The sequence below is a fragment of the Cognatishimia sp. genome (assembly GCF_964229375.1).
Taxonomy (GTDB): domain Bacteria; phylum Pseudomonadota; class Alphaproteobacteria; order Rhodobacterales; family Rhodobacteraceae; genus Cognatishimia.
On record NZ_CAXREH010000013.1, the window covers coordinates 1 to 6,743 of the forward strand.

Annotated in this window: 6 protein-coding genes; 5 read left to right on the forward strand and 1 reads right to left on the reverse strand. The window is 62.1% G+C overall.

All coding sequences use genetic code 11. The features are described from left to right. The 5 genes from cobN to cobJ form a co-directional block, all read left to right on the forward strand. Nucleotides 1-2,776: cobaltochelatase subunit CobN (gene cobN, locus ACEQWH_RS01150; RefSeq protein WP_370227519.1), on the forward strand; the 2,776-nt coding region annotated here is incomplete at its 5' end. Then, nucleotides 2,773-3,903: a cobalamin biosynthesis protein CobG gene (locus ACEQWH_RS01155; RefSeq protein WP_370227521.1), complete on the forward strand. Its 1,131-nt coding sequence runs from the start codon at nt 2,773-2,775 to the stop codon at nt 3,901-3,903. The genes cobN and ACEQWH_RS01155, both read left to right, overlap by 4 nt. Then, nucleotides 3,903-4,532, forward strand: a complete 630-nt coding sequence (locus tag ACEQWH_RS01160) for a precorrin-8X methylmutase (protein WP_370227522.1) — start codon at nt 3,903-3,905, stop codon at nt 4,530-4,532. Before ACEQWH_RS01155 ends, ACEQWH_RS01160 begins: the two co-directional genes overlap by 1 nt. A gap of 4 nt (nt 4,533-4,536) precedes the next feature. Beyond that, nucleotides 4,537-5,262: a precorrin-2 C(20)-methyltransferase gene (gene cobI, locus ACEQWH_RS01165; RefSeq protein ID WP_370227523.1), complete on the forward strand. Its 726-nt coding sequence runs from the start codon at nt 4,537-4,539 to the stop codon at nt 5,260-5,262. Further along, the gene (gene cobJ / locus ACEQWH_RS01170) at nt 5,259-6,014 is read left to right on the forward strand and encodes a precorrin-3B C(17)-methyltransferase (RefSeq protein WP_370227525.1); all 756 of its coding nucleotides are present in this window, start codon (nt 5,259-5,261) and stop codon (nt 6,012-6,014) included. The genes cobI and cobJ overlap by 4 nt, the downstream gene beginning before the upstream one ends. Here cobJ and ACEQWH_RS01175 read toward each other — a convergent pair. Further along, nucleotides 6,011-6,742, reverse strand: coding sequence for a cobalt-precorrin-6A reductase (locus tag ACEQWH_RS01175; RefSeq protein ID WP_370227527.1), 732 nt, complete (start codon nt 6,740-6,742; stop codon nt 6,011-6,013). The two genes, cobJ and ACEQWH_RS01175, sit on opposite strands and share 4 nt — an antisense overlap. Between the last annotated feature and the right edge of the window lies 1 nt (nt 6,743).

A 6,743-nucleotide genomic window follows, 5' to 3' on the forward strand; every position in this document is an offset into this window, starting at 1 on the left:
CGGGTCCAAGCAGCTGCCTGACTATGGCGGCTGGACGCCGGAACTTGGCGTATGTGACCCAACGCATAACGGCGATGCGCCGCTGGTGGTTCTGACCTTCTATCGCTCTTACGTCAGCTCCGCCGACTTGGCGCCGATTGAGGCCATGTTTGCCGCCCTGCGTGCCCGTGGCTTTGACGTCTTGGGCCTGTTCGCCCCGACCCTGAAGCAACCAGAGGCCGCCCAGTGGATCGCAGAGCAGCTGTGCGACCTGCAACCCGCCGCCATTGTGAACGCAACGGCCTTTTCCGGCAAAGGCATCGAGGGTGTCTCGCCCCTAGACGCCACCGACGCGCCGGTGTTTCAGGTGGCCCTTGCCACCTCGCGTAAAAAGGCATGGGCCGAAAGCGAACGTGGCCTCGCCCCTGCCGATCTGGCCATGCATGTGGTCTTGCCCGAAGTGGACGGCCGGCTTTTCGCAGGCGTCGCCTCGTTCAAAGAGCCGGGTAAGAAAGACCCGGATCTGCAATATTCCCGCTTTGGCCACCGCGCGCACGCCGAACGCATCGAAGCTGTTGCGCAAAAGGTCGCCGCGTGGGTCGCGCTGGCCGAAACGCCCGCGTCCGAGAAACGCGTCGGTTTGGTTTTGTCGACCTATCCGGGCGCGGATTGGAACATGGCGCATGCCGTCGGACTAGACGCCTTGGCCAGCGCCGAAGCCATCATCGCTGACCTGACCGAGGACGGCCTCAGCACGCAATCAGGCGACAAAGGCTGGCTGGGCGAAGCGTTGGGATCTCAAACCATTCGCTTTTCTCTGGAGGCTTATTCCGAGGCGCTGTCGCTCTTGCCGCAAGAGCTGCGCGAGGATCTGACTTCGGTTTGGGGCGCGCCAGAAGATGATGATCTGGTACGGGACGGCGCTTTTGAATTCGCGGCCGTCTCCAAGGGACACGTCACGATTGCGCTGCAACCGGAACGTGGCGCGGAAAATATGCGCGAGGATGAATACCATGACCTCGCCCGCACCCCGCGTCATTCCTATGTCGCCTTCTATCTTTGGATGCGTCACGCGTTTGGTGCACAGGCGCTGGTACATGTTGGCGCGCATGGCACGCTGGAATGGCTGCCGGGCAAATCGGTCGCCTTGTCTGAAACCTGCTGGCCCGAAGCGCTGATCGGACATCTGCCGGTGATCTACCCGTTCATTGTCAACGACCCCGGCGAAGCAGCGCAAGCCAAGCGCCGCATTGGGGCCGTGACCCTCGGTCACGTGCCGCCGCCCCTGAAAGACAGCGCCGCGCCACAGCAGTTTGCCCATCTGGAAAGCCTGCTGGACGAGTTCTCTAATGCCGACGGACTAGACCCAAAACGGCGTGACCGCCTGCAGGACGGCATTCGCAGCGAAGCAGACGCGCTGGGGTTGGCCGAACAACTGGGGCTTGATGGGGCAACGTCGCTGGCCGAGGCCATCACTCGGATCGACACATTTGTCTGTGACATCAAAGAAAGCCAGTTTGGCGATGGACTACATGTCTTTGGGCGTGCGCCAAGCGGACAAGAGGCCTTTGATGCCGCGCCATCGGCCACCGCAGAACGCGACGGTTTGCGCAAAGCGCTGCGCGGCAAACGCATCGAGGCAGGCCCATCCGGATCGCCCTATCGCGGCCGCACCGATGTCTTGCCCACAGGCCGGAACCTCTTCACGACCGACCCGCGCTCTGTGCCCACCCGCTCAGCCTATGCCCAAGGGGTGAAGCTGGCCGAGGAACTGGTGCGTCGCCACCTGCAGGAAGAAGGCGACTATCCCAAAAACCTGATTGTTGACCTCTGGGGCTCGGCCACAATGCGCACCGCGGGCGAAGAATTCGCGATGGCGCTGCACCTGCTGGGCGCAAAACCTGTTTGGGACGAGGGATCAGACCGTGTGTCTGGCGTCGAAATCCTGCCGATCGCGATGCTCGAACGCCCTAGAATTGACGTCACCCTAAGGGTCTCGGGCCTGTTTCGCGATGTGTTCCCTTCGCTATCTGCGTTGTTCTCACAAGCGATCCGCGCTCTATCCGCACGCGAAGAAGCGCGCGACTGGAACCCCTTCGCGGGCGACACCCCTGCCCCACGCGTCTATGGCCCTGCCCCCGGCAGCTATGGGCTGGGCATGGGAAGCCTGACGGACTACGGCCAAAACGGTCGCGCCCGCGCTGGGGAAGCTTGGTTGTCAGCCTCGTCCTGGGCATTGGATCAGGACACCCCACATCAAGATACCACCGGCATTCGCGATCGCGTTGCGGCGGCAGACAGTTTTGTGCACGCACAAGACCTGCCCGAGACAGACATTTTGCTGGCAAGCGACTATGCCAGCCACGAAGCAGGCTTTGCCGCGGCGCAATCTGTCACGGGCGGCGATGCAAACCTCTATCACCTGGACAGCACCAACCCAGACAAACCACGTTCGCGCACCCTAGACGAAGAAGTCGCGCGCGTGGTTCATGCGCGGGCCACCAATCCCGACTGGCTGGCAGGCATGATGCGTCACAGTTTCCGAGGTGGGGCTGAGATTGCAGCCACTCTGGAACATATGGCGGCTTTCGCGCATCTGGCGGACGCGGTGCACCCCAAGCTGTTTGATGCCTACCACGATGCCACATTGGGCGATGACGCGATCGTGGCATTTCTGAAAGAGCACAATCCGCAGGCGCTGGACGCGATGCGTGCGCGGTTCGCCGAACTTCACGATGCCGGTCTTTGGCAGACCAGACGCAACTCGATCCTCGCGGACCTGGAGCGCATCGCATGACGCGCCCCGCTGCCAAAGGGTGGTGTCCCGGGGCCTACCGCCCCATGATGTCCGGTGACGGTCTTGTGGTGCGCATTCGCCCTGCGATGAGCCGCCTGTCGCGCGCTCAGGTTTTGGGGCTGTGCGATCTGGCGCAACATTTTGGGTCTGGCGTGCTCGACCTGACCAGCCGCGCGAACCTGCAAATTCGCGGCGTGTCCGAGGAGGATCACGAGGCCCTTTTGGCAGAGCTCAAAGCGCTGGGCCTGCTGCCTGACGATCCGGATCTGGAAGCCCGCCGCAACATTCTGATGCCGCATGACTGGGCCGAAGACGACGACAGCCACAGGATCTGTTCTGACTTGCTCACGCGGCTTGCGGACCTGCCGGATCTGCCTGCAAAGTTCGGCATTGCCATCGACGCGGGCCCAGCACCGGTGCTGCAATCTGCCTCGGCCGACCTGCGTATCGAACGCGCAGAGGCCGGGCTGATCCTGCGTGCAGATGGCTCGGCCCTGGGCAAGCCAACCACAGTTGACGCTGCCGTTTCAGACATGCTCGCGCTGGCGCAGTGGTTCTCTGACACCGCCCAAGGTGGCACCCGCCGGATGAAAACACTGCTGGCGCAGACGGCTCTGCCAGACCATTTCGCGCAACAGCCCGCTTTGGCGGCGCGCGCGAGACCAAACGCAGGCCCCGCGCAGACCGCCATAATCTATGGCGCGCCCTACGGGCAAATTCAGGCGCAGGCGCTTGCGGATCTCATAGAGCGAACCGGTGCCCGCGCGCTGCGCACGACCCCGTGGCGCCTGTTTCTGCTAGAAGACGCAGCGCCCTGCACAACGCAGGACTTCATCGACCAAGCCGATGACCCGCGCCTGACCATCGACGCCTGCCCCGGTGCGCCAATGTGCACATCTGCCAGCGTTCAGACCCGCGATCTGGCGCACCAATTGGCAGGTATCAGCCCAAAGCGCCTTCACATCAGCGGCTGCGCCAAAGGCTGCGCCCGCGCCCGCCCAGCGCCCCTCACGCTGATTGGACGCGACGGCACTTTTGATCTTGTGAAAGACGGCCATGCATGGGACGTCCCTGTGCACACGGGCCTTACCCCTGACGACATAAAGACCCGCATCGGAGAGTTTTGATGCCCTATGAATACGAAAAAAACGGCCAGGCCATCTATGACGAAAGCTTTGCCACGATCCGGCGCGAAGCAGCTTTGGATGGCTTTGACGCTGATGAAGAACAGGTTGTGGTGCGCATGATCCACGCCGCGGGCATGGTAGGCCTTGAGAAATTTGTCAAATTCACCCCGGGCATGGTTGCCGCCGCCCGCAGCGCGATGGAAAACGGTGCGCCGATTTTCTGTGACGCCCGCATGGTGTCCGAGGGCGTGACGCGCCCGCGCCTGCCTGCTGACAACGAGGTCATCTGCACGTTGCACGCGGATGGCATCTATGAGCTGGCCAAAGAGATCGGCAACACGCGGTCTGCAGCTGCGCTGGAACATTGGCGCGACCGGCTGGGCGGCGCGATTGTCGCGATCGGGAACGCTCCGACTGCGCTGTTTCACTTGCTGAATATGCTCGAAGACCCTTCCTGCCCGCGCCCTGCTGCGATTATTGGCTGCCCTGTCGGGTTCATCGGCGCGGCGGAATCCAAAGACGCGTTGTGGCACGATCAGCCAGTGCCTTGCATGATCGTTGAGGGGCGTCTGGGCGGCTCGGCCATGACCGTCGCGGCGATCAACGCGATCGCAAGCCGGAAGGAATAGGCCGATGACTGGCACGATTTATGGCATTGGTCTGGGGCCTGGCGATCAGGATTTAATGAGCGTCAAAACCGACCGCTTGCTGCGCAATGCGCGTCATGTGGCGTTCTTTCGCAAGGCAGGCCGCAAAGGTCAGGCCCGCCAAATCGTCGAGGGCATGATCCCCGAGGGTGCCGTGGAGTTTCCGATGGAATATCCGGTCACCACAGAAATCCCGCTCAGCGATCCGCGCTATAATCAAATCCTGTCGGCCTTCTACAAAGAGGTCACTGATCACCTGATCGCATTGGCGCAATCGGGCGAAGACGTTGTGGTGCTCTGCGAAGGCGACCCGTTCTTCTATGGCTCTTTCATGCATATCTACGCCCGCGTGAAAGACATTGTGCCCGTCGAAGTGGTGCCCGCCATCACCGGCATGTCGGGTGCATGGACGGCCACCGGCGCGCCGATCACGTGGGGTGATGACGTGCTGACCGTTATCATGGGCACACATTCAGAAGAGAAGCTGGTCGAGCACATCGCGTTGACCGATGCGCTGGTGATTATGAAGATCGGCACGAATTTCGACAAAGTGGTGCGCGCGCTGAAAGCCGGAGGCAAATACGACGACGCCTATCTGGTGCAATTTGCCACGATGCCAAAGCAGACCGTCTGCAAACTGTCTGAAATGACCGAAAAGGTGACACCCTATTTCTCGATCATCATCGTGCATGGTCAAGGTAGACGCCCATGAACGGCTCTGTCGTAATCGCGGGGCTTGGCCCCGGCAATGACGCTCTGGTGACGCCCGAAGTCAGCGACGCACTTGCGCGGGCCACCGATATTGTCGGCTATATCCCCTATGTGGCCCGTATCGCGGAACGCCCCGGGCTGACGTTGCACCCGTCAGATAACCGTGTGGAACTTGACCGGTCTCGGCACGCTTTGGACATGGCAAGCGCAGGCAAACATGTGGTCGTGGTCTCGTCAGGCGATCCGGGTGTTTTTGCCATGGCTGCGGCCGTGTTAGAGGCGGTCGAGCACGGCGATCCGGCTTGGCGCGACGTGGACATTCAGATCCTCCCGGGTATCACGGCCATGCTTGCCGCCGCAGCCGCCTGCGGTGCACCCTTGGGGCATGATTTTTGCGCGATCAACCTGAGCGACAATATGAAGCCATGGGAGCTGATCGAAAAGCGTCTGAGGCTGGCCGCCGAGGCCGATTTCGCCATGGCCTTCTATAATCCACGCTCAAAATCCCGTCCCGAAGGCTTTGGCAAAGCGGTGAAAGCCTTGCAAGACGCCTGCGGCGATGATCGCCCCATGATTTTTGCGCGCAACGTCAGCCGCCCGGATCAGACCATCAAAATCGTGCCGCTGACTGAGGTCACAGAAGATATGGCCGACATGCGGACGGTGGTGTTGCTTGGCAACTCGCAAACCCGTGTGATTGAGCGCTGCAACGCTGCGCCCCTGATCTATACGCCACGTTCGGTAGAAGGCTAAGCGCCGTGCTGCGCCTCGGCCACCCAGTCCAGAACCGCTTGCGCCGTCGCAACCTCTCGGCGCGCCGGGAGCGCAGGTCTGTCAATCATCACAACCGGCAGACCCAGCGCCCGCGCGGCGTGGATTTTGGCGTCTGCGCCAACGCCGCCTGCATTTTTGCACACCACGATGTCGACGGCATGCTCTTTGAACAAAGCAATGTCACCGGCCACATCGAAGGGACCGCGCGCGACAACGACACTGTGATGCGGCAAGCTGGGCTGCTGGACCGGGGCATCGACCAGACGCAGCACGTAATGGTGCTGGGGTTGGGCAGCAAAGTCCTCGATATGCATTCGGCCCAGCGCCAACATGACACGTCGCGCGATGCCACCCAACGCCTCAACCGCGCTCGCAATATCGGGCACATGGGTCCAAGTGTCCCCAGCCTCAGCCGCCCACGGCGCGCGCGTCAAAGCGAGCAGCGCAACGCCTGCCTCGGTGCAGGCGTGATCGGCGTTCCGGCTCATCTGTGCGGCAAAAGGGTGCGTGGCATCCACCACATGAGTGATGTTATGCTCGCGAAGATATCTTACAAGGCCCGCCACGCCGCCAAAGCCGCCGACGCGCTGAGGGATCGGTTGCACCTTGGGGCTGTCCACGCGGCCCGCATAGCTGAAGGTCGCCGCAATCCCGGCATCCGCCACTGCCCGCGCCAAAGCGCTGGCTTCGGTTGTTCCGCCCAGAATA